Annotated in this window: 23 protein-coding genes; 7 read left to right on the top strand and 16 right to left on the bottom strand. The window is 43.6% G+C overall.

Annotated elements, in window-relative coordinates; all coding sequences use genetic code 11:
- The 4 genes from folE to G511_RS0108320 all read left to right on the top strand — a co-directional run bounded on the left by folE (position 1) and on the right by G511_RS0108320 (position 2,572).
- On the top strand, positions 1-639 hold the full coding sequence (gene folE, locus G511_RS0108335) for a GTP cyclohydrolase I FolE (RefSeq protein ID WP_028469234.1): 639 nt from the start codon (positions 1-3) through the stop codon (positions 637-639).
- A gap of 19 nt (positions 640-658) precedes the next feature.
- Positions 659-1,069: a thiol-disulfide oxidoreductase DCC family protein gene (locus G511_RS0108330; RefSeq protein WP_028469233.1), complete on the top strand. Its 411-nt coding sequence runs from the start codon at positions 659-661 to the stop codon at positions 1,067-1,069.
- A gap of 143 nt (positions 1,070-1,212) precedes the next feature.
- Positions 1,213-2,238 carry a zinc-binding alcohol dehydrogenase family protein gene (locus G511_RS0108325; protein ID WP_028469232.1) on the top strand — a complete coding sequence of 342 codons (1,026 nt, stop codon included), beginning with the start codon at positions 1,213-1,215 and terminating at the stop codon, positions 2,236-2,238.
- 37 nt (positions 2,239-2,275) lie between these two features.
- The gene (locus G511_RS0108320) at positions 2,276-2,572 is read left to right on the top strand and encodes a putative quinol monooxygenase (protein WP_028469231.1); all 297 of its coding nucleotides are present in this window, start codon (positions 2,276-2,278) and stop codon (positions 2,570-2,572) included.
- 61 nt (positions 2,573-2,633) lie between these two features.
- Here G511_RS0108320 and G511_RS0108315 read toward each other — a convergent pair whose 3' ends face one another.
- Genes G511_RS0108315 through G511_RS0108295 form a run of 5 tightly spaced genes read right to left on the bottom strand, consistent with a single transcriptional unit; the run spans position 2,634 to position 6,612 of the window.
- On the bottom strand, positions 2,634-2,870 hold the full coding sequence (locus G511_RS0108315; RefSeq protein ID WP_211224880.1) for a TIGR02450 family Trp-rich protein: 237 nt from the start codon (positions 2,868-2,870) through the stop codon (positions 2,634-2,636).
- Positions 2,867-4,270, bottom strand: a complete 1,404-nt coding sequence (locus tag G511_RS0108310; RefSeq protein ID WP_028469229.1) for a cryptochrome/photolyase family protein — start codon at positions 4,268-4,270, stop codon at positions 2,867-2,869. The genes G511_RS0108315 and G511_RS0108310 overlap by 4 nt, the downstream gene beginning before the upstream one ends.
- Positions 4,271-4,321: 51 nt before the next feature.
- Positions 4,322-5,287, bottom strand: a complete 966-nt coding sequence (locus tag G511_RS0108305) for a YbgA family protein (RefSeq protein ID WP_028469228.1) — start codon at positions 5,285-5,287, stop codon at positions 4,322-4,324.
- Positions 5,288-5,320: 33 nt separating this feature from the next.
- Positions 5,321-6,019: a ChrR family anti-sigma-E factor gene (locus G511_RS0108300; protein WP_028469227.1), complete on the bottom strand. Its 699-nt coding sequence runs from the start codon at positions 6,017-6,019 to the stop codon at positions 5,321-5,323.
- Positions 6,016-6,612: a sigma-70 family RNA polymerase sigma factor gene (locus G511_RS0108295; RefSeq protein ID WP_028469226.1), complete on the bottom strand. Its 597-nt coding sequence runs from the start codon at positions 6,610-6,612 to the stop codon at positions 6,016-6,018. The genes G511_RS0108300 and G511_RS0108295 overlap by 4 nt, the downstream gene beginning before the upstream one ends.
- Positions 6,613-6,768: 156 nt before the next feature.
- Between G511_RS0108295 and G511_RS0108290 the strand changes: the two genes are divergently transcribed.
- From G511_RS0108290 to G511_RS22220, 3 genes are read left to right on the top strand one after another with little or no spacing between them, the layout of a single operon-like run.
- A complete protein-coding gene (locus G511_RS0108290; RefSeq protein ID WP_036551677.1) occupies positions 6,769-8,157 on the top strand; it encodes an NAD(P)/FAD-dependent oxidoreductase in 1,389 nt (462 codons plus the stop codon).
- A complete protein-coding gene (locus tag G511_RS0108285) occupies positions 8,150-8,962 on the top strand; it encodes a DUF1365 domain-containing protein (RefSeq protein WP_028469224.1) in 813 nt (270 codons plus the stop codon). Before G511_RS0108290 ends, G511_RS0108285 begins: the two co-directional genes overlap by 8 nt.
- Positions 8,949-10,184: an SAM-dependent methyltransferase gene (locus tag G511_RS22220; protein WP_036551676.1), complete on the top strand. Its 1,236-nt coding sequence runs from the start codon at positions 8,949-8,951 to the stop codon at positions 10,182-10,184. The genes G511_RS0108285 and G511_RS22220 overlap by 14 nt, the downstream gene beginning before the upstream one ends.
- 188 nt (positions 10,185-10,372) lie before the next feature.
- On the opposite strand, the gene G511_RS0108275 is transcribed toward G511_RS22220, so the two are convergent.
- The 11 genes from G511_RS0108275 to G511_RS0108215 all read right to left on the bottom strand — a co-directional run bounded on the left by G511_RS0108275 (position 10,373) and on the right by G511_RS0108215 (position 20,386).
- Positions 10,373-11,191 carry a 2-keto-4-pentenoate hydratase gene (locus G511_RS0108275; RefSeq protein ID WP_028469223.1) on the bottom strand — a complete coding sequence of 273 codons (819 nt, stop codon included), beginning with the start codon at positions 11,189-11,191 and terminating at the stop codon, positions 10,373-10,375.
- Between the two features lie 622 nt (positions 11,192-11,813).
- Positions 11,814-12,482, bottom strand: coding sequence for a hypothetical protein (locus tag G511_RS0108265; RefSeq protein WP_028469222.1), 669 nt, complete (start codon positions 12,480-12,482; stop codon positions 11,814-11,816).
- Between the two features lie 82 nt (positions 12,483-12,564).
- Entirely contained in the window at positions 12,565-12,930 is a 366-nt protein-coding gene (locus G511_RS0108260) for a hypothetical protein (protein WP_028469221.1), read from the bottom strand.
- A 154-nt stretch (positions 12,931-13,084) separates the two neighbouring features.
- Positions 13,085-13,504 (bottom strand): nuclear transport factor 2 family protein, encoded by a 420-nt coding sequence (locus G511_RS22210; protein WP_051221737.1) that lies wholly within the window; start codon positions 13,502-13,504, stop codon positions 13,085-13,087.
- Between the two features lie 80 nt (positions 13,505-13,584).
- Positions 13,585-14,361, bottom strand: coding sequence for an SDR family NAD(P)-dependent oxidoreductase (locus tag G511_RS0108245; protein WP_028469220.1), 777 nt, complete (start codon positions 14,359-14,361; stop codon positions 13,585-13,587).
- A complete protein-coding gene (locus G511_RS0108240; RefSeq protein ID WP_028469219.1) occupies positions 14,362-14,925 on the bottom strand; it encodes a DUF3833 domain-containing protein in 564 nt (187 codons plus the stop codon).
- On the bottom strand, positions 14,925-15,425 hold the full coding sequence (locus G511_RS0108235) for a chalcone isomerase family protein (RefSeq protein ID WP_051221735.1): 501 nt from the start codon (positions 15,423-15,425) through the stop codon (positions 14,925-14,927). Before G511_RS0108235 ends, G511_RS0108240 begins: the two co-directional genes overlap by 1 nt.
- Positions 15,422-15,955, bottom strand: a complete 534-nt coding sequence (locus tag G511_RS22205; protein WP_051221733.1) for a DUF2878 domain-containing protein — start codon at positions 15,953-15,955, stop codon at positions 15,422-15,424. Before G511_RS22205 ends, G511_RS0108235 begins: the two co-directional genes overlap by 4 nt.
- An 81-nt stretch (positions 15,956-16,036) precedes the next feature.
- Positions 16,037-18,394, bottom strand: a complete 2,358-nt coding sequence (locus tag G511_RS22200) for an MFS transporter (RefSeq protein ID WP_425411394.1) — start codon at positions 18,392-18,394, stop codon at positions 16,037-16,039.
- Between the two features lie 59 nt (positions 18,395-18,453).
- Entirely contained in the window at positions 18,454-18,693 is a 240-nt protein-coding gene (locus tag G511_RS0108220; RefSeq protein WP_028469217.1) for a single stranded DNA-binding domain-containing protein, read from the bottom strand.
- Between the two features lie 103 nt (positions 18,694-18,796).
- Positions 18,797-20,386, bottom strand: a complete 1,590-nt coding sequence (locus G511_RS0108215; protein WP_028469216.1) for a BCCT family transporter — start codon at positions 20,384-20,386, stop codon at positions 18,797-18,799.
- Positions 20,387-20,491: the final 105 nt, after the last annotated feature.

Raw genomic sequence — 20,491 nt, 5'->3', positions numbered from 1 at the left:
ATGATTTCCTCTGAAGCAATGTCAGTTCGCGACCAACTCATTGAGAAAGGCCTCGAGACACCGACTATCGACAATAATATGCCTCAAGAGCAACGCTACGAGCGAATTAAAGGGCTAATGACAGAAGTGCTCAGCACCTTGGGTCTTAACTTAGAAGACGACAGCCTACAAGAAACACCGCACCGAATTGCCAAGATGTACGTTTATGAAGTTTTTTCCGGACTCTATTACAAAAACTTCCCTGATATTGCCATGATCGATAATAAAATGGGTGTAGAAGAGATGATCAAGGTGCGCGATATTAGCGTGCTTAGCTCATGTGAGCACCATTTCGTCACCATCGATGGCACAGCGAAAGTCGCTTACATCCCTAACACAAAAATCATTGGCCTATCAAAGATCAATCGTTTAGTACGTTTTTTTAGCCAACGTCCACAAGTGCAAGAGCGCCTGACTAAACAGATTCTGATTGCTTTACAAACACTGCTAGAAACCAACAACGTTGCTATCTCTATTAATGCTACTCACTACTGTGTTAAATCCCGCGGAGTCATGGATGTTAACTCTAAAACAGAGACAACCGCGTTAGGTGGCATTTTTAAAAGTAATGAGCGCACACGTGCCGAGTTCTTAAATTAATGAAAGCCGATTACCTCACATGACTTCAATGACACCGGTAAAACCGATTATCTTTTATGATGGTAGCTGCCCTCTGTGTCGTAAGGAAATTAACCACTACCAACGAGTCGATTACAAACAAAGAGTCGAGTGGCTAGACCTAACAACGAACATTGATCGCCTAGAGACATTTGGCATTCAATATAAAACCGCTATGGCACGTCTACACGGCATTGACGCATCAGGTACACAAGTATCAGGCGTCGCTGCTTTTTTATTGATCTGGGATAACTTGGAATACTACCGTTACCTAGCCAAAATAACCCGAGTATTGATGTTAGAAAAACCTCTTGAGATTGTTTATAAGAGGTTTGCCAACTGGAGATTTAAACGTCGAAGTGCAGATCAATGCAAAGGTAGCTGTCGAATACCTCCTTCGTCATTAAAGTAGCTTTTCATCTTAATCACGATAAAGATAAGAATATTTACCCAGATTATTATCAATTTTTTTTTGAAAGTAATTAAAGAACTACCCTGTTTTTAATTCTTCTCGATTATCACACAATAGCTCCATAACATTCTTGGAGAGACACGATGAAAGCAATTGGCTACCTACACTCGCTAGAAATTACTCAAGAAAATTCACTCATTGAATTTGAACAAAGCACACCATCTCCAACAGGTCATGACCTACTAGTAAAGATAGTAGCCATCTCTGTAAACCCAGTTGATACGAAAGTAAGAATGCGGGCACAACCTGAAAACGGCGAACACAAAATTCTCGGTTGGGATGCTGTTGGTGAAGTTGTTGAAGTGGGCGATGCCGTTTCTATTTATAAAAAAGGTGACAAAGTATGGTATGCCGGAGACCTTACCCGCCCTGGCACTAACGCTGAGTACCATTTAGTAGATGAGCGTATTGTTGGCCATAAACCGACATCTGTTTCAGATGCACAAGCAGCGGCTTTTCCGCTGACAACCATCACGGCTTGGGAGCTACTGTTTGATCGTTTACAGATTGAGCAAAGCACCGCAGCAGATACACGCCATACACAACAAATATTAGTCATTGGTGCAGCCGGTGGTGTGGGTTCTATTTTAGTACAGCTTGCATCTAAGCTAACAAACGCACTTATTATTGGTACCGCATCTCGCGAAGAAAGCCAGAAATGGGTCTCCGAGCTAGGCGCAGATCATGTCATTGATCATCGCCAACCGTTAAGTGAGGAGTTAGAGCAAATAGGTATAACCAGCGTTTCTCATGTCATTGGCTTGAACGCCACAGAGAAACACTTTAGTGAAATTGCAAAAGTCATTGCACCCCAAGGTAAATTTGCGTTAATTGATGACCCAAGCACCCCGCTGGATATCTCGTTATTAAAAATGAAGTCAGTTTCGTTGCATTGGGAATTTATGTATACCCGCTCTATGTTCGCTACTGATGATATGGCTAAACAAGGAGAGTTACTCAATAAGGTTGCTGGCTTAATTGATGCCGGTGAAATAAAAACAACCATGGGCCAGCACTACGGCATCATCAGTGCCGATAACCTGAAACGTGCTCATGCCGACCTTGAAAGTGGTAAAACTATCGGAAAAATTGTTTTAGAAGGCTTTTAATACTGACTTTACACACAGCATTTTTGGAGAAAATACCATGAGTATAGCCCTCACAATTGTGGCTAAAATTACAGCAAACCCTGATCAGATTGAGCGGGTTAAGTCAGAGCTGATTAAGCTGGTTGAACCTACGCGTGAAGAAACAGGCTGCATTCAGTACGACCTACACCAGGATAACGAAAACCCTGCGATATTCCTGTTTTATGAAAACTGGGAGAGCCGTGACCTGTGGCTAGCACATATGGAAAATGCGCACTTAAAAGCATACATGGCAGCAACAGAAGGTGCAGTAGCGAGCTTTGAACTCAATGAAATGAGCCGCATATCAGCATAAGTGGGTGATTAGTCATCGAGCTCTGCTAATAAACATAAGACCTTCTTTTTAAAGAAGGTCTTTACTTCCAACCTTGTATCCATCGTTCCGCGTCTATTAGCTCTTGCCAGTCAATCTTAAAAGCTTGCTTATTGATAACGGCTTCTAACATACAAGCAATAATGTTTTCATCTAATTCATCTTTGATAAGCTCAATAACAAGAAAATGTTTCTGTTTCTGATATGGCTTTGTAGCGGTCCATTTAGACAACAACAATTTGTTTGGGTTAAACGTATTTATATGACTAACACCGCTCATCTAAAAACTCCGCTGTTTTTGTATTCATCAATACTGCGGTTACGCTCAACTGCATAATCGATCACAGGGGCTGGGAGGTTCCTGTTTAACTCATCAGGCAACCAGCGCGAGATATAGGCTCCTTGCGGGTCAAACCGATCGGTTTGGCGCCTCGGGCTAAAAATCCGAAAATACGGCGCGGCATCAGCACCGACAGAAGCACTCCACTGCCAACCACCAAGATTAGAGGCAAAGTCGCCATCAATGAGGTGCTGCATGAAAAAACGTGCACCCAAGCGCCAGTCCTGTCGCAGTAACTTTGTAAGAAAAGAGGCACTAATCATTCTTACACGATTATGCATCCAGCCTGTCTCTAGCAGCTGCTTCATACCGGCATCGACAATAGCGAAGCCCGTTTCTCCTTCGCACCAAGCACGAAAGAGCTTTTCATCATATTGCCAGCTGATTTTAGCCTCAACTTCCGGCTTAAACGGCTGCCAACGATTCATTTGGGGAAACGCGACTAACAAATGACGATAGAACTCACGCCAGATGAGCTCAGTTATCCACTGACTATAAAACCAATCAGGATCTTCAGAGTAAGCCTGCATAGCGGCGATACATTGGCGCGTAGTTAGTACGCCTGCACTCAAATAAGGTGATAGTGACGATGTCGCTATTTGTGCAGGAAAGTCACGTAACTGCTTATAATTATCTGATCTCTCATGCACAAACTGTTGTAATAATTGATGAGCATGATCAGCGCCTGCGGGCCACAAGCTATTATTCCAGCTAGCACCGACTTGATTCCCGTAGCCAACATCCATTGGTACCCTCTCACTCATGCAGTCACTACCAGTAATGACGTAGTTTTGCTTAGATAATTGGACGGGAGAAGGTAACGGCGCACAAGGTTGCTGCAGATACAACTGGCGCCAAGCCTTGCTAAAAGGTGTGAACACCTTATAAGCCTGGCCTTGCTGGTTCAACACAGAGCCTGCTGGCAGTATTAAGTCGCTGTCAGACACATGACAAGCAACACCTTTTTTCAAGAGCAGTTGCTCTACTTGTTGATCACGCGCTTGCTCATATTCAGGGTACTCTCTATTAAAATACAGATCGCTAACATTAAGCTGTTGAACGAGAGCCAACAACTGCTCTGGCAACTCACGGTTAGTGGCAACGCGTATTATTTTAAGCGGAATATTAAGTGCTGCCAGATCCTGCTTTAACATTTTCAGATTGGCTAACCAAAACTCGACTCTGCATTTAGCCTCACCCTGCATCTGCCACTGCGTTGGTGTAATCGCGACAACAGCAATAACGCCAGCATCAGCACTGTTTTGGCAGGCATGATAAAGCGCATGATTATCTTCTGTTCGTAAGTCATTACGAAACCAAACTAGCTTATGATGTGCCATTCTAGAGAGCACTCCGTTCTGGGGCTTACATTTTATAATTTACATACAAGTTCAAATGTAATTTCTTAAACCAAGCTCATGCGGGTAAGGATCAAGATACACCTGTGATTGAATGTACTCAGAACCATGGCGCTTTAAGTAGTGCTTAAGCAAGGTTAAAGGGGTAATTAGATTCACCTTCTCGGTGCGATAATCTTCGATCGCCTCTACTAAATCTTGTTTAGTTTCGCCATCAATATCCTGTTTTAGATAACCCATAATATGCATCAGCACATTGGTGTGGCTTTTACGATTTGCACGATTCTGTAAATGGGTCATCAGGTCCACGATGTACTTTTCAAGAACCTCTTCCAACGGCTGCTTGGCGGCGTCATCCGCCAGATACTTGCCCAACTGCTTGTAGCCTTCGTAACTATGCGCCATCAACTGATATTTATGGCGGCTATGAAACTGAATAACCTTATGCAGAGTAGGTGCAGTCATCACCTCTTCTCGCCAGTTATAGTAAGCAAACACCCGCGTAATGAAGTTTTCACGCAACACGGCGTCATTCAGGCGAGCTTCTTCCTCTACCGGTAAGGCTGGGTTATTTTTCATATATCTGGCAGCATACACGCCACTGCCAGAGACATTTGGCATTCCGTTTTCGTGATAGATTTTTACTCTCTCCATGCCGCAACTGGGTGAGCCTCTCATCAATATATAGCCACACAGATCTGTTTGCGTACGGCTCACGTCATCGGCATATTCTTTTAATTTGTCTGTCACATCCAACGACGGATCTTTCACACCGACCACACGAGGATCTTGTGCACTGCCCACCAAGCGAATAGGCTCACGCGGTATGCTTAAACCGATGGATACTTCAGGGCACAGAGGAGTGTATTGAAAACATTCACTCAATACATCTAAGCAGTATTTCGAGCGTTTGTGCCCACCATCAAAACGAACTTTTTGTCCCAACAAACAGGCACTAATACCTACTGGAATTGACGGTTTAGCTACAATATTTTCCATGTGAGTTTTCTCCATCAAAAACAATTTAAATCGTTAAAAACCTGTCATTGGCTGGACAATTTTACCCAGCAAAGTACTAAATTTAAGCGGCGCATCAGTAGCAATAAGGCAAATGCAATCTTCGTTACTATCCACCAGCGGCTGATGCTGTATTTCGTTATCCAGATCAGCGATATCCCCCACCGTAAAGCGCCCTACCTCATCAGTAAATGAGCCGCATAAAATCAAAGTAAGCTCGTTTCCATCGTGCGAGTGCGGCAACATCGCTTTACCGGGTGCAATACGCAATAAGCGTGATACGCCCCCGCGCTCGGTTTTAAAGGGCAGGTCATGGTAATGGACGCCAGGTACTATTCTCGTCCACTCAATATGATCCAATGAGCTGCCAATATAGATACTTAGGGGGCTTGGAACGCTTGAACCAATGTTTAAATGCGATTTATTTTCCGAACAAGATTGAGTATCTTTATATGAAGCATCTAAAGCCTCAGCCTCCGCTTCTGGCAACCCATCTATACAAGCAAGTACTTGCGCTAATGCATCATCACCCACTGGAGCGGGTTTAAGGCTATCGAGTAGCATGCCGCCAATCGCTTCAGATTCATGAGCCCTTTCACGACAGGCAGTACACATAGAGAGATGGCAAGCAACCACCAGCGCCATTGCCTGAGACATAGAGCCAGCGGTGTAGCTCATCAGGGTTGCTTCATCTAAGTGATGTTTGATGTTCATACTTCATCACTCCACATCATTTTAATTTTTCCTGCGGCCAAACGGATTCTTGATTTAACACTGCCTAAAGGTACACCCAGCCGGTCTGATATATCAGAGTGTGAGCGCCCTTCATAAAAAGACATATAAATCACCTGTGCCTGATCTTCCGGTAGCTGCGAAATAACTTTGGCCATGCGGTCAGATGTTATCACCTGCTCGCAGACGTCGTTTTCTTCATCTGGCTCTTCATGCCATGACTCTAAGCCATATTCCGGGTACTTCTGCTTGCGCATCCAGTCTATGCTTTGGTTTCTTGCTAAGGTAAAAATCCAAGTACTGGCTGCCGCTTTAGAAGGATTGTAGAGATGAGCCTTGCGCCAAACAGCTAGCATCGTTTCTTGCATTAGCTCTTCTGCCGTTGTCTCAACCAGACCCAAACGAATAATGTAAGCTTTTACTTTTGGCGCAAAATGTTGAAACAGTTGTATATACAACGCTTTTTCTTTTGTTTTAGCCAAATCTGAAAGCCGATCACTCCAAACCTTAGGAGCTTCTGCCTGTCGCATAGCCACTACATTATTCACATCTTCACCCGGTGGTTTGCTTTCCATAATACCCCTTACGATGAATCACTCTGGGTGGATCACCCAAAACCCTATTACTTTAAATATAAGGGTAAAAATAAAATGCAGTGCGATTAATGTGATCTTTTTTTTATATAGCTACGTAACAAGCTGCAATACATTTTAATAATGATGGGTGAACCGATGAATATCACGGCTATACGTCCTAAAAAAATTGCTGTAGTCGGCTCTGGTATTTCTGGCCTGAGCTGCGCATGGTTACTCAACAAGGCCCATCAAGTAACCCTGTATGAAAAAGATGACCGCTTAGGCGGGCACTCCAATACCGTCTCCTTCGATTTAGAAAATAATCACGTTGATGTTGATACGGGTTTTATTGTTTTTAACCCTGTTAATTACCCCAACTTAGTAAAATTCTTTAAAACACTCGATGTTACTACCTGTGAAACGGATATGTCATTTGGAATATCCGTAAACCAAGGTGAGCTTGAATATTCAGGAACCGGCTTATCGGGCTTATTAGCACAAAAGCGAAACCTTATTCGCCCATCATTTTGGCGAATGGTTCAGGAGCTAATGCGTTTTTATCGTGAGTCTGAACAGGTGATGCAGCAGCAAGATCTTGATCAAATAACACTGGGTGAGCTTTTGCAGCAAAAAGGTTATGGCAAAGCCTTTATCTATAACCATCTTTTACCGATGGGGGCTGCTATCTGGTCAACTCCTGTAGACAAGATGCTGAACTACCCTGCCAGCAGCTTCCTACGGTTTTGTCGCAACCACGGTCTGGTACAACTTAATAACCGCCCTCAATGGAGTACGGTGATTGGCGGCAGCAAACAATACGTTAATAAAATAGCAACCCAGTTAGAAGGAAAGGTCCGCCTAAATAGCCGCATACACAAGATCATCCGTAATAGTGATCACGTAATTATCGAAGACCTGCACGGTAATCGTGAATACTATGATGATGTAGTGCTGGCTTGCCATTCAGACCAAGCCATCGCATTGTTGGATGAGCCAACAGAAGATGAACAACGCCTGCTGGGGCATTTTCCGTATCAGCGTAATAAAGCCTATCTTCATTTAGACGCTTCATTAATGCCAAAACGTAAAGCTGTGTGGTCGAGTTGGAACTACCTGTCCGAAGGCAAACGAGACCAATCACAAGAAGTATCAGTCACCTATTGGATGAACCAGCTACAACCACTCAATACCGACACACCCGTTTTCGTTTCATTAAACCCTCTACGCGAGCCAAAAGATGGCAGCATTATACGAAGTTTCTTTTACGACCATCCAGAATTTGGCCGCGAAGCCTTACAGTCACAAAAGCAACTATGGACACTGCAAGGCAAACAACGAACCTGGTTCTGTGGTGCTTACTTCGGTTACGGCTTTCATGAAGACGGCTTGCAATCAGGCCTTGCGGTAGCAGAACAACTGGGTGGAGTACCCCGCCCTTGGCACCTTGACGATAAAAATAGCCGTATCTTTGTAAAAGAGCTGTCATCACAGCAGAACTCCTCTTTTACAGAGAGCAACAATGAGAAGGAACAAGCCCATGGATGAGCTAAATTCTTGCCTTTATAAAGGCGTGGTAATGCATCACCGTTTTCGGCCCACTAAAAACCGCTTCATCTATCGTGTATTTTGTGTGTGCCTTGATTTGGATGAGCTGTCGCAATTAAACAAGCAGCGATTCTTCTCGATCGATCGTTTTAATCTGTTTTCATTTCACGAAAAAGATCACGGCTCAGGTAAAGGTAATCTGGCTGACAATATTCGTGGTCTTTTAACTGAACGAGGCTACGACAGCGCCACCCATAATATACGCTTACTCTGTTACCCACGTATTTTGGGTTATACCTTTAATCCGTTAAGTACTTACTTCTGTTACAACAGTAACGACGAGTTAGAAGCCATACTCTACGAAGTCAGTAACACATTTGGCTCCCGTCATACCTACTTACTTGAAGCGAGCCCTAATACTGATCAAGTACGCCATCACTGTGATAAACAGATGTATGTTAGCCCCTTCATGCCGATGCAAACCGCCTACGGCTTTCGTATCCAACCTCCCAAGCAACGTGTCTCGGTATGTATTCGCCAATCAGAACAGGTGAATAACAGCGCAGAAAAACAACCGATTCTGCATGCCATGTTTACCGGTGAGCACTGCGCATTGAATGACCGCTCATTACTCAGCGTCTTCTTTAAATACCCCTTGATGACCTTAAAAGTCATGACAGGCATCCATTGGGAAGCACTCAAATTATGGCGCAAAAAATTAACATTACAGCCTCGTGATACCGGTAAAAGCCACAGCATTAGCTGGCAGGATAAAAGTGGAGTGTCGCATTATGAAAGTTTATGAGCCATCAACAACTTATGTGAATACAAATTGTTCTGAGCCTACGTGGTTTGAAAAAAAGCTACTCGAAAAGCTACAGGTAACATTAAGCCAAGATTGCGGAACATTACACCTGACGCTCCCCAGCGGCTTTGTCTGCAAACTAGGTAGTAACCAGCCAGAAGCCCATATCCGTCTAAATAATTTTCGGCCTCTCGTGCGCCTGTATTTTGGAGGCACTAATGGCTGGTCCGAAAGCTACCTTGCTGGCGAGTGGGACAGTGTTGATTTAACAACATTAGTGAAATGGGCGCTAGCCTATGAAGATACGCTGACAGATTTATCGCAAGCGAGTTTCTTTACGCAAGTTTTACATAACCTTTATCACTGGCAAAGGGATAATAGCCGCAAAGGCAGCCGCAAAAATATTGCAGCCCATTACGACCTAGGAAACGACTTTTATAAACACTGGCTTGACCAAAGCATGACCTACTCTGCCGCTTTGTATAACCACCCGGATGACTCATTACACCAGGCCCAACACAACAAGTACGCTAGAATTTTGGAATTACTACAAGCCAAAGCGGGCCAACATGTCGTAGAGATAGGTTGTGGTTGGGGAGGCTTTGCATTGCAAGCAGGCCGTGATCACGAGCTTAACGTTCATGGTATTACACTCTCAAAAGAACAGCTTAAATGGGCTGAAGAACGCATAGCAAGCGAGGCGCTAAACGAGCAAGTGAAACTCAGCCTGACGGACTATCGAGACCTTAACCAACAGTACGATGCGGTGGTCTCTATAGAGATGTTCGAAGCCGTAGGCGAAGCACACTGGGATACTTATTTCGAAACACTAAAGCGAGTACTAAAACCGGGGGGAAACGCTGTTTTACAAGTGATCACCATTGAAGATGAGCGCTTTCACACCTACCGCAAACAAGCTGACTTTATTCAAAGGCATGTGTTCCCTGGTGGCATGTTACCTAGTGTGAGCATACTTAAAGATAAAATAAGTGAACACGGCTTTGTGTTGAAAAAGCACCAGTTATTCGGCAAAGACTACGCCCGTACTTTACGCGAATGGTACAAAGACTTTGAACACAGCTGGGAAGATATTCGTGATCAAGGCTTTGATGAGACCTTTTACCGCTTATGGCGCTATTATCTCGCCTACTGCGAAGGCGGCTTTGAACACGGCTCCATTGATGTTGGCTTGTATGTTCTTTGCCATACTGATGAGGCCTAGCTAAGTAAGATGCGATAAATGGAGTGTGAAAAAGAGGGGCCGTTTTTACCGGCCTCTATTTTTTAAAGGTCGTGGCTGAAAATTAATTTTGCACTGACTAGAATTAAACTTGGGAGCTGTCGATTTCAAGCAGGCATTTACACTTGATCCAGAAACTTATGCGCTGCAATGATTTGTTAAGCTCATATCTATATTTCTAAATGGATATTTAGCTCTGGTAAAAAAATTCCATTTAGCTGGGCATTCCAGAATTGCCCTGCACTTATAGTGAATGCTGACGTTAAAGTTCCAGTTGTAATTATCTCACCTGCCTGTATTGGCATCGCGGCACTTTGGCTGGAAAGGACTGATATTAGATGTAAAACAGCATTGAGTGGACTACCCAAAACGTTCCCTCCATGGCCCAGCTCACACAACCTTGAGTTACAGGACAATGCTATTTCGAATCTTTCCAAATCTTGAATAACATTGTGCCCTAGTTGATTAACCGCTTGCTGCTCACCTATAAATAGCTTTGCATGTAGTCCACGATCAGCGATGGTATCCGCAGCTTGGAATTTCCAACCGGGGAAGTGAGATTGCACAATTTCAAAGCCAAGAGCAATCCAGTCAATGCATTCTAATAGTTCTGAAGGTGTGGCACTGACTGGCGGTGTGGAGCAAAAGTGCAAGACTATCTCAGGTTCAATTTTTGGTTCTGAAAAATTACCGATATAACATTCGGCCTGCGACCCAGCAAGGTAGGTTACTGAATTATCGTACATATAAGCCCATACGGGCTCGCGAACACCATATTTAGCCCACAACGTCGAGTTAGTAAAACCTATCTTTCGACCAACGGGAACTAAACCCTCTTCAAGACGTTTCTCATGTACGAGATGCGCCACTTCATAGGCATCAGCAATATTGAAGTTCAAGAATTGAGAGGTGATAGGATTAAGCTGAGTGCAGTTGTCCTCTGCCTTTTTCAACTCTATAGCAATTTCCTTGATATTCATCGCTTGCATTGGATTCTTCGTACCTTTTGAAAGTTAACGCAAACCACAACAGCATAGCGAACTTGGCGACTTTTGTGCGACCTTTGATGCACAAAAGGTGACACGTTTGCGGAATCTGATTGCTGGCTCTATTCGGCCTCAAGCTAAGATATAAATTGAGGCACCTTATTTTTTAATAAACTTACTAGCCCTTTATCCATGTAGTCATAATCATCGGGTATGCCTAAACAAATGATATGTTGTTTATTAAGATTACTTTTGAATTTTTTCTTAAGCTTTCTCGTGTGCGCTTGTTCCATTACAAAAATATACTCAGTCCAAATTATATCTTCAGAGCTAATACGTACTTCTGCATCATTGTTAAGACCTGCTGATCGTCCGTCCCAGCCAGGAACATCACAAAAAAACAGATTCGGCAGTCGGACTTCTTAATTTATTTTGGCTGCAGATAAATAATACGTTGGTCATGTTAATCCCAAATATATAAAACGCTTTTGTAAACGGCCGGCGACGCAGGTGCCCGCATATAAAAGGGGTTAAAGCCCTTTTTAACTATTATGACTAAAGCTCGACCAACGATAATGACCTCGCTAATGGTTTTATTATTCACCACTAACGCGGCCGATGAGAGTTACTTTGGCCAATTTACTTGAGAAGGCTCATATGTGTTAGGCAAACGAACGCACTTTGTAAAAAACACACTCAAAAGACCACTTAAAAAGAGCAATAGAGTAGAAGGCAAAGGAATTGTCGTTGCCTCCATGTTTGAAATAACAAGTCTCGGCTGTTGACCATCTGATAATACAAACCTTCCACTATCGTTAACTAATAAATAGTTCGGTACATATGGCACCAAGTTTGTAGAATCAACAAGGTCTACAGGACCACTTGAGTTGCGGCTTGCTAAATCAATTTGAAAATAAGATACATCAGGAGCCCCTGTGGTAAACAATGTTGCAATATATCGATCATGATATGAGCTACTCCAACCCAGATAGGTATCATTTTGAATCGCTATGTACCCTTCATTTCCAAAATATTCATCGCCTCCTACATTTATATAGAAGGACTTTATGGAAAAATCTCCTTCATCATACTGATGAAAACCATCATAGATCCTATACGCAGAATCGGTTTCAAATTGGTAATAGCCAGATATCTGATCCCCCACGTTCCAATTACTGCCAAATGCACTAGGTAACATTTGGCCTGAGAAATCGAACGTTACAAGAGCAGCCAATGCAATTTTAGAAATCGAAATTAAAGAAATCATTGCTAAATATTTTACAATTTTACTCATTTATCTCTCCTTGATATTAACACTACTGTAAAAGGCCGGAGCAAGCGAAACTTGCTGCCGATTTTTGACAACCTTATTATCTCTATTTTTCATTCGATGGAAATTCAAGTTCTTCGTAAAGGCTTTGCAAACATTGATCTATATTGCTCATCGCTGATTCATACACAAGGATCGTGCTTTGTGTCATTTCGGAATGTCCTTCCTCTCCAGAAAGAGCTAGTTCCATACTGCACATCATCAAGCAACTATCATGAAGCTCAGATAGAAAAGCCCTAGATTTCTTGGATAGAAAGATAAAATCTTCCTGCTCTATCTCGTGCAATGCTGTGAGGTGACGTAATGAAGCCTTATCAATTTCTTCAGAAACACATTTCTCAAGTGTTTTCCTTATTCTTGCTAGAGTATGCGTTATGAAAGCGCCCTCATTTAACGCTATGGCAGACTCCAATGCTTGCGCTCTTCCTTATCTATTTGATAATGCACAGTTTCCCACTAAAATGCCAGAACAAACCGTACATAAAAAAAGAAGCCATTAGTGGCATAATACGCACTCAATCTAAAAACGTAGAAATATACTGCTCTGCCGTTTATTCTCAGACTTATTAATTATGTGATAATTGTTTACGTACTTTACGAATAACTGCGCCTAGCAAAGGCAGTTTTTCCATGAGTTCTGAGCCATCCCAAAAGTCATGGTGCAATGTTATTTTTCCGCTTTCATTCGCTTCAATCCGACTTACACCTTCAAAGCTAAACTCACCGGTAAAGCTACTCTCACCATAAAAAGTCCAATATATAAAGGCGTGTTGCCCCTGCTGTACTGAGCGGTGTACCTGAAAGCGCACATGGGACAGGCGCTGGAACATATTTTCCATAATAGCGATGAAATCGGCTTGCGTATGAGTGTGATTGAACGGGTCTTTAAAGCTAAAAGCCTCTGTGGTTATATTGCTTAGGCTGTTTAGGTTTTCACTACTGAGATTTTCCAGTACCTCAACATAGTCGGCTAACCAGTTATCCATATTCATGCATCCTATTGATTAAACCCTATTACTACCCCAACTGTTTGTAGATGCTATTGTTTCTATAAGGTTTCTATAAGCTATGGTTTGACGGTTTTACCTATCAACGCAAAATACCAACGATATGGAAAAATACGTAGTAATTTTAAAAAGTAGACAAAGCGACTCGGGAACGCTATTTCAAAACCCGTGCTCAACAAGCCTATGAGAATGCTCTCAGCGGCCTCTTTTGGCTCTTGTAGCGCAGGCATTTTAAATTCATTTTTATCGGTGAGCGGTGTACGAACAAACCCAGGATTAATCACCTGCAATGTTACATTGCTGTCTTTTAGGTCCAAGCGTAGCGCTTCACAAAGGTGAATCAACGCCGCTTTACTCGCACCATATGCGGCAGCCGTTGGTAGACCTCTATACCCCGCAACAGATGCCATCACGGCAAGCTGCCCTGAGTTACTTTTTAGCATGCGCTTTAATACTGGATCAAGGCAATTGATCGTCCCTTGAAGGTTGATATCAAACACCCGCTGGCAACGCTGCGCGCTAAACTCCTTGGCAGGAAAAGGATCATGCGTGCCCGCATTTAAAATAACCAGTTCAGGTAAGCCTTCGCCCTGATCCCAGCTGTGCATTAACACCTCAATCTGATGAGGGTCTGTTATATCAAGAGTTATGGGGATTATAGTCCCAGAGTAGCCCTGGCTGCGTTTTTGCAAAATTTCTAGTTCCGAGGTGGTTCGCGACGACGCATAAACCGTTAATCCTTTCTGTGCGAATAAAATAGCCAGTGCTTCACCAATACCTCGGCCTGCACCCGTCACCCATACGCTTGCCCAGGGTAGGTTTTTATTCGTGCTCATTTAACTGCAGCCTTGAGTCAAAGGGCGGTGAGCTTGCGAAGAGACTTTACGGATATACAGTGTTATTTGCCCTACTTCCAAGCCAAACTTACTCATTTTTGCGCGATTGATCAGGTTATTATCATCCACCAAGTACATCCAATCATTCAAGCTAATGTCCCAATATTTACCCTCGATAGGAACAGACAATACATAAGACCAATTCAGCGCATTACCTGCTACTTTTCCTTTCGCTTCTCCAACCACATCACCCGCTGTACCCGTGTACTCTTTCCCTGATTTGTTGAGATGCCAGCAGCGGTGCTGTGTCTCACCATCGGCAAAAATAAATTGCTCATCCAGTACACCTTTATCACCGTTCCACTGTCCCAGAATATCCGCTGCAAAGCGCCGGCTAACCTTTCCCTTAAAATCCTGAACAATACCGTAAGCCTCAAGGTGACCATTAAAAAACTCACTAAGGTCCAGCTCAGGCTTCACCTCACTGTAATCATCAATAGTAGTACTGCAAGCCGCTATGAAAGGAATAGAAACCATAAGAGTCACCTTTGCCAGAAACGTCATTACTTAACACTCCCTCTAAGTTTTTTAGCCAAGTCGGGATAGCTACTCTTGTCGGAAAGCCAAATTTGAATAAATGCTCTGCTAAATGCGGGATCTTCTAATGAGCCGATCCAATTATCGTTAAAGAAGAAATGCCCTGTGTTTTTTTGATCAACCCAAAACGCCAGCTGATCTCCTTTTTTTATGCTCGGCCACATCTGTGACAGCTTGGTTAACCACACATCGACTTGCTCCGTATGAGTAAACTTCTCTATCTGCTTTTGGGTCTCATCCAATAAATCGCGCTGGCTGATATTGCGTCGGTAATTAAGTTTAAGGATCAGAGGGTTTGATACACCTAAATAACGGCCATCAGCCGATAAAAGCTCTGCGTTATAAACATCAAACCAGAGAATACTGAGATCAGCCTCACCTATACGCTGCCAATTTTGTGGCAGGTTTTGTCCTAAAACCTCTACAGAGATTAATAACAAAAGGCAGAAAAGCGCTTTTATACTCATATGCGCTTACTCATTGCTTGGCTCAACGCTTTATACAATGCAGAGGAAAGCCACAGCAACGCAGGGAATAGCACAGCCCATACACTTGCCAGAACAGCAAAACTAACAACAGAGGAAAGCGGTAGCTCGACCGCGCCAAAGTGTGCAGCCAACAGGTAGGTAAAACTACCAGCAATAGCACCAGCTAAGGAAGCGGTTAGATATTTTTGTGAAAAGAAGCTCAAGCTATGTCTAAGGGTTGAGCAAAAGCCAACCCACAGGAAAACTAGCCAAGTAGGCGTAATACCTTGAACCTGTTCAAATTTGAACACACCCAGAAGCGTCAATAAGCAATCAACGCTGTAGCCCAACAAAGCTGTCGATAATACAACCGCCAGCTCAATCAAAGGCTCTGGCATAATCATAAAATGCAGCAGTAAAAGCAACAATACCCAAAGCATTGCTTCATTACCGCTAAAAATACTTAACGCCCAGATCAGATTAAAGCCCAAAAAATTGATCCAGATTTTCCAAGATAAACCGAACAACATAGCCACCTCAAGAAGGTTATCTTCACTATGTCATTACATACGGCTCAACTCACAAACTAGATCAATCGGCTTAAAATTTCATCAAACTGGGTCAGCAGGTTTATGGTCTACAGAGTTAATCCACTCACCTTCTGTAGATTCGTCACCTTGGCTTATTGCGTCAACAACCTCAGAGGCAGACTCGGGAATGGCTTCCACCACCGCAACGGCTACATTCATAGCATTTTCTGGTGAGGCATCGGATAAACGCTGCACGAGTTCTACAGCGTCTTCATAGTCGAGCGGTTTGGTTTCCTGCTCTTCATCAACTTCAACTACAGGCTCATCTGTATCATCAGGTTTACTCTCATAAAAATTACCCGCCATTTCAGAAGCCACTTCAGCAGCACTGCCTGGTACAGCTTCTACTACAGCCACGGCCATATCGAGTGCTTGTTCTGGCGCGGCTTCTGCTAACCTTGCCACCAATTCAACCGTGTTGTGGTAATCATCTGTTGATTCTTGTGTCCATTCTTGGCTCCAGACTTCTTCGCCTTCTTGATACTCTACTGTCGCTTGGCCAGCTTCTGCTATATCTGGGCTCCCTGCAGCGCTGGCTTCTTCGTCAGTTTCTGCAATATTGCTGGCTAGGTACTCTTCAGCTACAAGAACGGCAGATTCAGGTAGCGCATCAACCATCACAACGGCAACATCCAATGCTTGCTCTGGTGCGGCTTGCCACAACTCGGAAGCAATACTGGCGGCATCTTCTTCACTGGTATTTTCGTCACGGTCTGCTGGGCGTACAGCTTCATGTTCTTCGGCCAACACCTGCGCATAATACTCTGCTACTTCAGCTACCGATTCAGGCGCATATTCAACGGCCACTTTTGCCATCTCTACGCGTTGCTCAGGTAATGCCTGCCCTATCTCTGCAGCAACCGGCACTACCTGTTCTGGATACCATTCTGCTAGTTTAGAGACAAGCTCGTAGGCCAGTTCAGGGCGAACAGTTACCACGGCACGGGTCACATCCAATATCTGGTCTGGTACCGCTTCTTTCATCACTTCATACAAGCGTAAAACATCAATACCATGCACGGTAGCAACGGCAGCAGCTACCTCTACACCCAATACCGGATTTGCCATAGCCAAAGCACGCGCCATTTTAACCGCAGCTGCAGGGTCAGTTTCGGCAATACTCACGGCAGTTTCGGCCTCAGAACTCAACTCTGGTTGCTGTTCTATATATTCAGTACGTGGATCAAGCTCAACAGAGGCGGTAATAGAGGCACCTTGCATGACAAACTGCTCTTGATCTTCTACTGGTAATGCTTCCCGAACCGCCATGCGATACATAACAAAGCCTGCCAGCAGCAACTGTATCAATGCTACAGAGTAAAACAGCGCTGCGTTGCCGTAATAATCCATCGCGATAGAGGCGGTATAAGGCCCTAACACTCCACCAATAGAGAAGGCTAAAATCATACTCCCCATGGCCGCCACCATTTCACTTTGGCGCAGCTTATCGAACGCTTCTGAAATACTCAGTGGATAAGTACAAGAAATAATCCCACAGGTGATAGCTGTACCTAAAAACACCGCCCATAAAATATCCTGAGACGCGAGCACTGGAACCGAAAAGTCAGCAATGGCTGAAATAAACAAAATAATAGCTAGCACTGTACGCCGGTCAAACCGGTCTGATAAATACCCAACAGGAAACTGCAGTAAAAAAGCGCCCAAAATAGCGGCCCCAACATAAAGCGACAATTGAAAATCAACAATGCCATAGTCTTTAGCAAACACAGGTAACAGGTTAAATGTAGCAGAATAAATCACTCCGGAAACCAAGCAACTAACGACGCCAAGTGGAGAAATTTTATACAATGCGAGTAGTGACATCGAGCTTACTTCCGATATCGCAGGCCCGCTATTACGGCTTAGCACCATAGGAATAACCGCCGCACAAAGCAATATTCCACTGAATACGAATAATGTAGAATCTTCTGGGCTTGCGATGTTCATAAAGAACTGCCCAAAAAACAAGCCACTTAAAACAACAGCAGTATAAGCGGCCAGCACCTTGCCTCGCGTCTCTTTAGTGGAGCTTTCACTCAACCAGCTTTCCATAGCCGTAAAGGCGCAGGCATTACAAAAACCTATAACAATTCTCATCCCTCCCCAAAGTATGGGATCTGAGAACAAGCTACAAATGAGTATGCTGACAGCGCCAAGTGAAACACACCCGGCAAACACACGGATATGTGCAGCACGCTTAATAAGATTTTTACTGTAGATAGCCCCTAGCAACATGCCTACAAAATACAGAGACAATACCGTACCAATAGTATTGGTATCCATACCGTCTAACCCCATTCTTACGGGTATCAGGACATTAATTAAACCGTTGCCTAACAGCAGAATAAAGCAGCTGATAAAGAGGGGTATAAGTGCCACAAGGGTTGTTCGCACGTGCAAAGCTCTCTAATTTAAAATAGTTACTTAATCACTATAGGCTATACAAGTATTTGCAGCGCAGCTTTTACTTCAGGTAACAACAACTGCTCTTTGTGTTTTAGCTCACCTATGACTCGATCAAACTCAGCAGCCATTTGAGCATTGCGCTGATCATCACGGCGCCACTCCAATGCCATCAGTGCACACTGCTCTGATGTCCAGTGACTTTCAAGAGGGATGCCAGCAGATTGTAATAACTGATAAAAATCATCTTGATCAACCAGCTCAGCAATCATCATACAAAATATCCTTCACACTTTTAACATTACGCTTTAATACATAAAAAGCCGGCAAAAATGCCGGCTTTTAGTGAGGTGCAAAATCGTATCAATTACATGTTAATTAATACACTTCGCTCTTCAAACCTTTATACAAGCTAACACACATAAATAGCAAGATAATCGTGAACGGTAAGCCCACAGTAATCGCACCAGCCTGCAGTGCGGTAAGTGCTTCAGCACCACCGCCGTATAGCAATACAGCAGCAATTAAACCTTCTAATACAGCCCAAAAAACACGCTGTTGTACTGGAGAGTCAACCTTACCGCCGGCAGTAATAGAATCAATTACCAATGACCCTGAATCTGAAGAGGTAATAAAGAACACCAATACGAGGACAATTGCCAAGAATGAAGATATTTCAGCAAGAGGCAAGTTTTCCAGCATATGGAACATGGCTAGAGATACATCTCCCACACCTTTCGTTAGCTCACCTACATTGTTCTGGATCTGATCCAGAGCACTTCCACCGAACGCAGCCATCCACACAGCAGATACTAGAGTTGGAATAAGCAGTACAGCTATCATAAATTCACGTACCGTACGCCCTTTAGACACACGTGCGATAAACATACCGACAAATGGAGACCAAGAAACCCACCAAGCCCAATAGAAAACAGTCCAACCGTGGTACCAAGTTTCATCTTCACGACCAACCCAGTTACTCAATGGAATGATGTTTTCTGCATAACTTGTTAGTACACCAGCAAAGTTACCGACGAAGTTGCTAAAAGAGGCTGTGATAATTACAAACAGTAACAACACAGCAGCAATCATCATGTTGACATTACTCAACAGCTTTACACCGCCTTCGAGCCCGCGCATTACAGAGAAGATAGTAATCGCAGTTACCACCGCGATAATGGTTATCTGTACAGCAACCGTATTATCAATATCAAACAAAAAGTTAAGACCACCTGCTGCCTGCGACGCTCCCAAGCCAAGTGATGTAGCCAAACCAAAAATTGTTGCAAGTACGGCAACAATGTCGATCACATGACCAATCGGCCCCCAGACTCTTTCGCCTAGCAAAGGGTAGAACGCTGAACGAATAGTTAAAGGTAAACCTTTGTTATAAGTAAAAAATGCCAGCGCTAAAGCAACAACGCCGTAAATTGCCCATGGGTGTAATCCCCAATGGAACATAGTGGCGCCCATTGCCGCAGAAGCACCTTCTGGCGTATTAGCAGCAGCGTTAAGTGGAGTACCATACCAGTCGGTATAATAAGCTACTGGCTCTGCAACACTCCAGAACATCAAGCCTATTCCCATACCAGCAGCAAACAGCATAGAAAGCCAAGAGATACGGCTAAACTCAGGTTTTGCCGTAGTTCCGCCTAGTCTAATTTTACCGACAGGCAAAAAGATCAACGCTAAACAGAATAGAACAAAGACGTTCCCTCCGATCATAAATAACCAGTCAAAAGTTTCAATTGACCAGGTGCGCGCCCCAACCAATGTTTCTTTTGCGTCAGCCGGAAAAACAAGGGCCAAAACGATAAATAACAGAATGATAAATGCGCTGGTCCCAAACACCGGATTATGAACATCCATACCTATAATCTTCACATTATCTTGTCCTGCTTTGTAATCAGAGGTGTATTCAGCCCCTTTGTCCGCATACTCTGCGGCACTTCGAGTGCTTTCGTTCATAGTACTACTCCGCTTTTTTTTATTATGTGCCATTCAGTGATGGCTTTGTGTTCGCATCTATCTTACGAAGAGTTCTGCAGCGTAGTGTTGCAATTTACGACAGAT

The organism is Neptunomonas japonica DSM 18939 (genome assembly GCF_000422765.1).
GTDB lineage: Bacteria > Pseudomonadota > Gammaproteobacteria > Pseudomonadales > Balneatricaceae > Neptunomonas > Neptunomonas japonica.
This window is presented reverse-complemented; position numbering and strand designations above follow the sequence as displayed.

What these genes read in the sequence shown, in the direction of transcription:
- G511_RS0108295 (WP_028469226.1), bottom strand. Translation starts at nt 6,612, where the DNA reads ATGGAAAGCAAACCACCGGGTGAAGATGTGAATAATGTAGTGGCTATG.
- G511_RS0108275 (WP_028469223.1), bottom strand. Translation starts at nt 11,191, where the DNA reads ATGCAAGCGATGAATATCAAGGAAATTGCTATAGAGTTGAAAAAGGCA.
- G511_RS0108220 (WP_028469217.1), bottom strand. Translation starts at nt 18,693, where the DNA reads ATGATGATTGCTGAGCTGGTTGATCAAGATGATTTTTATCAGTTATTA.
- G511_RS22205 (WP_051221733.1), bottom strand. Translation starts at nt 15,955, where the DNA reads ATGTTGTTCGGTTTATCTTGGAAAATCTGGATCAATTTTTTGGGCTTT.
- G511_RS0108310 (WP_028469229.1), bottom strand. Translation starts at nt 4,270, where the DNA reads ATGGCACATCATAAGCTAGTTTGGTTTCGTAATGACTTACGAACAGAA.
- G511_RS0108240 (WP_028469219.1), bottom strand. Translation starts at nt 14,925, where the DNA reads ATGACGTTTCTGGCAAAGGTGACTCTTATGGTTTCTATTCCTTTCATA.
- G511_RS0108285 (WP_028469224.1), top strand. Translation starts at nt 8,150, where the DNA reads ATGGATGAGCTAAATTCTTGCCTTTATAAAGGCGTGGTAATGCATCAC.
- G511_RS0108245 (WP_028469220.1), bottom strand. Translation starts at nt 14,361, where the DNA reads ATGAGCACGAATAAAAACCTACCCTGGGCAAGCGTATGGGTGACGGGT.
- G511_RS0108265 (WP_028469222.1), bottom strand. Translation starts at nt 12,482, where the DNA reads ATGAGTAAAATTGTAAAATATTTAGCAATGATTTCTTTAATTTCGATT.
- G511_RS0108320 (WP_028469231.1), top strand. Translation starts at nt 2,276, where the DNA reads ATGAGTATAGCCCTCACAATTGTGGCTAAAATTACAGCAAACCCTGAT.
- G511_RS0108330 (WP_028469233.1), top strand. Translation starts at nt 659, where the DNA reads ATGACTTCAATGACACCGGTAAAACCGATTATCTTTTATGATGGTAGC.
- G511_RS0108235 (WP_051221735.1), bottom strand. Translation starts at nt 15,425, where the DNA reads ATGAGTATAAAAGCGCTTTTCTGCCTTTTGTTATTAATCTCTGTAGAG.
- G511_RS0108215 (WP_028469216.1), bottom strand. Translation starts at nt 20,386, where the DNA reads ATGAACGAAAGCACTCGAAGTGCCGCAGAGTATGCGGACAAAGGGGCT.
- G511_RS22210 (WP_051221737.1), bottom strand. Translation starts at nt 13,504, where the DNA reads ATGGATAACTGGTTAGCCGACTATGTTGAGGTACTGGAAAATCTCAGT.
- G511_RS0108325 (WP_028469232.1), top strand. Translation starts at nt 1,213, where the DNA reads ATGAAAGCAATTGGCTACCTACACTCGCTAGAAATTACTCAAGAAAAT.
- G511_RS0108290 (WP_036551677.1), top strand. Translation starts at nt 6,769, where the DNA reads ATGAATATCACGGCTATACGTCCTAAAAAAATTGCTGTAGTCGGCTCT.
- G511_RS0108315 (WP_211224880.1), bottom strand. Translation starts at nt 2,870, where the DNA reads ATGAGCGGTGTTAGTCATATAAATACGTTTAACCCAAACAAATTGTTG.
- G511_RS0108300 (WP_028469227.1), bottom strand. Translation starts at nt 6,019, where the DNA reads ATGAACATCAAACATCACTTAGATGAAGCAACCCTGATGAGCTACACC.
- G511_RS22220 (WP_036551676.1), top strand. Translation starts at nt 8,949, where the DNA reads ATGAAAGTTTATGAGCCATCAACAACTTATGTGAATACAAATTGTTCT.
- G511_RS0108305 (WP_028469228.1), bottom strand. Translation starts at nt 5,287, where the DNA reads ATGGAAAATATTGTAGCTAAACCGTCAATTCCAGTAGGTATTAGTGCC.
- folE (WP_028469234.1), top strand. Translation starts at nt 1, where the DNA reads ATGATTTCCTCTGAAGCAATGTCAGTTCGCGACCAACTCATTGAGAAA.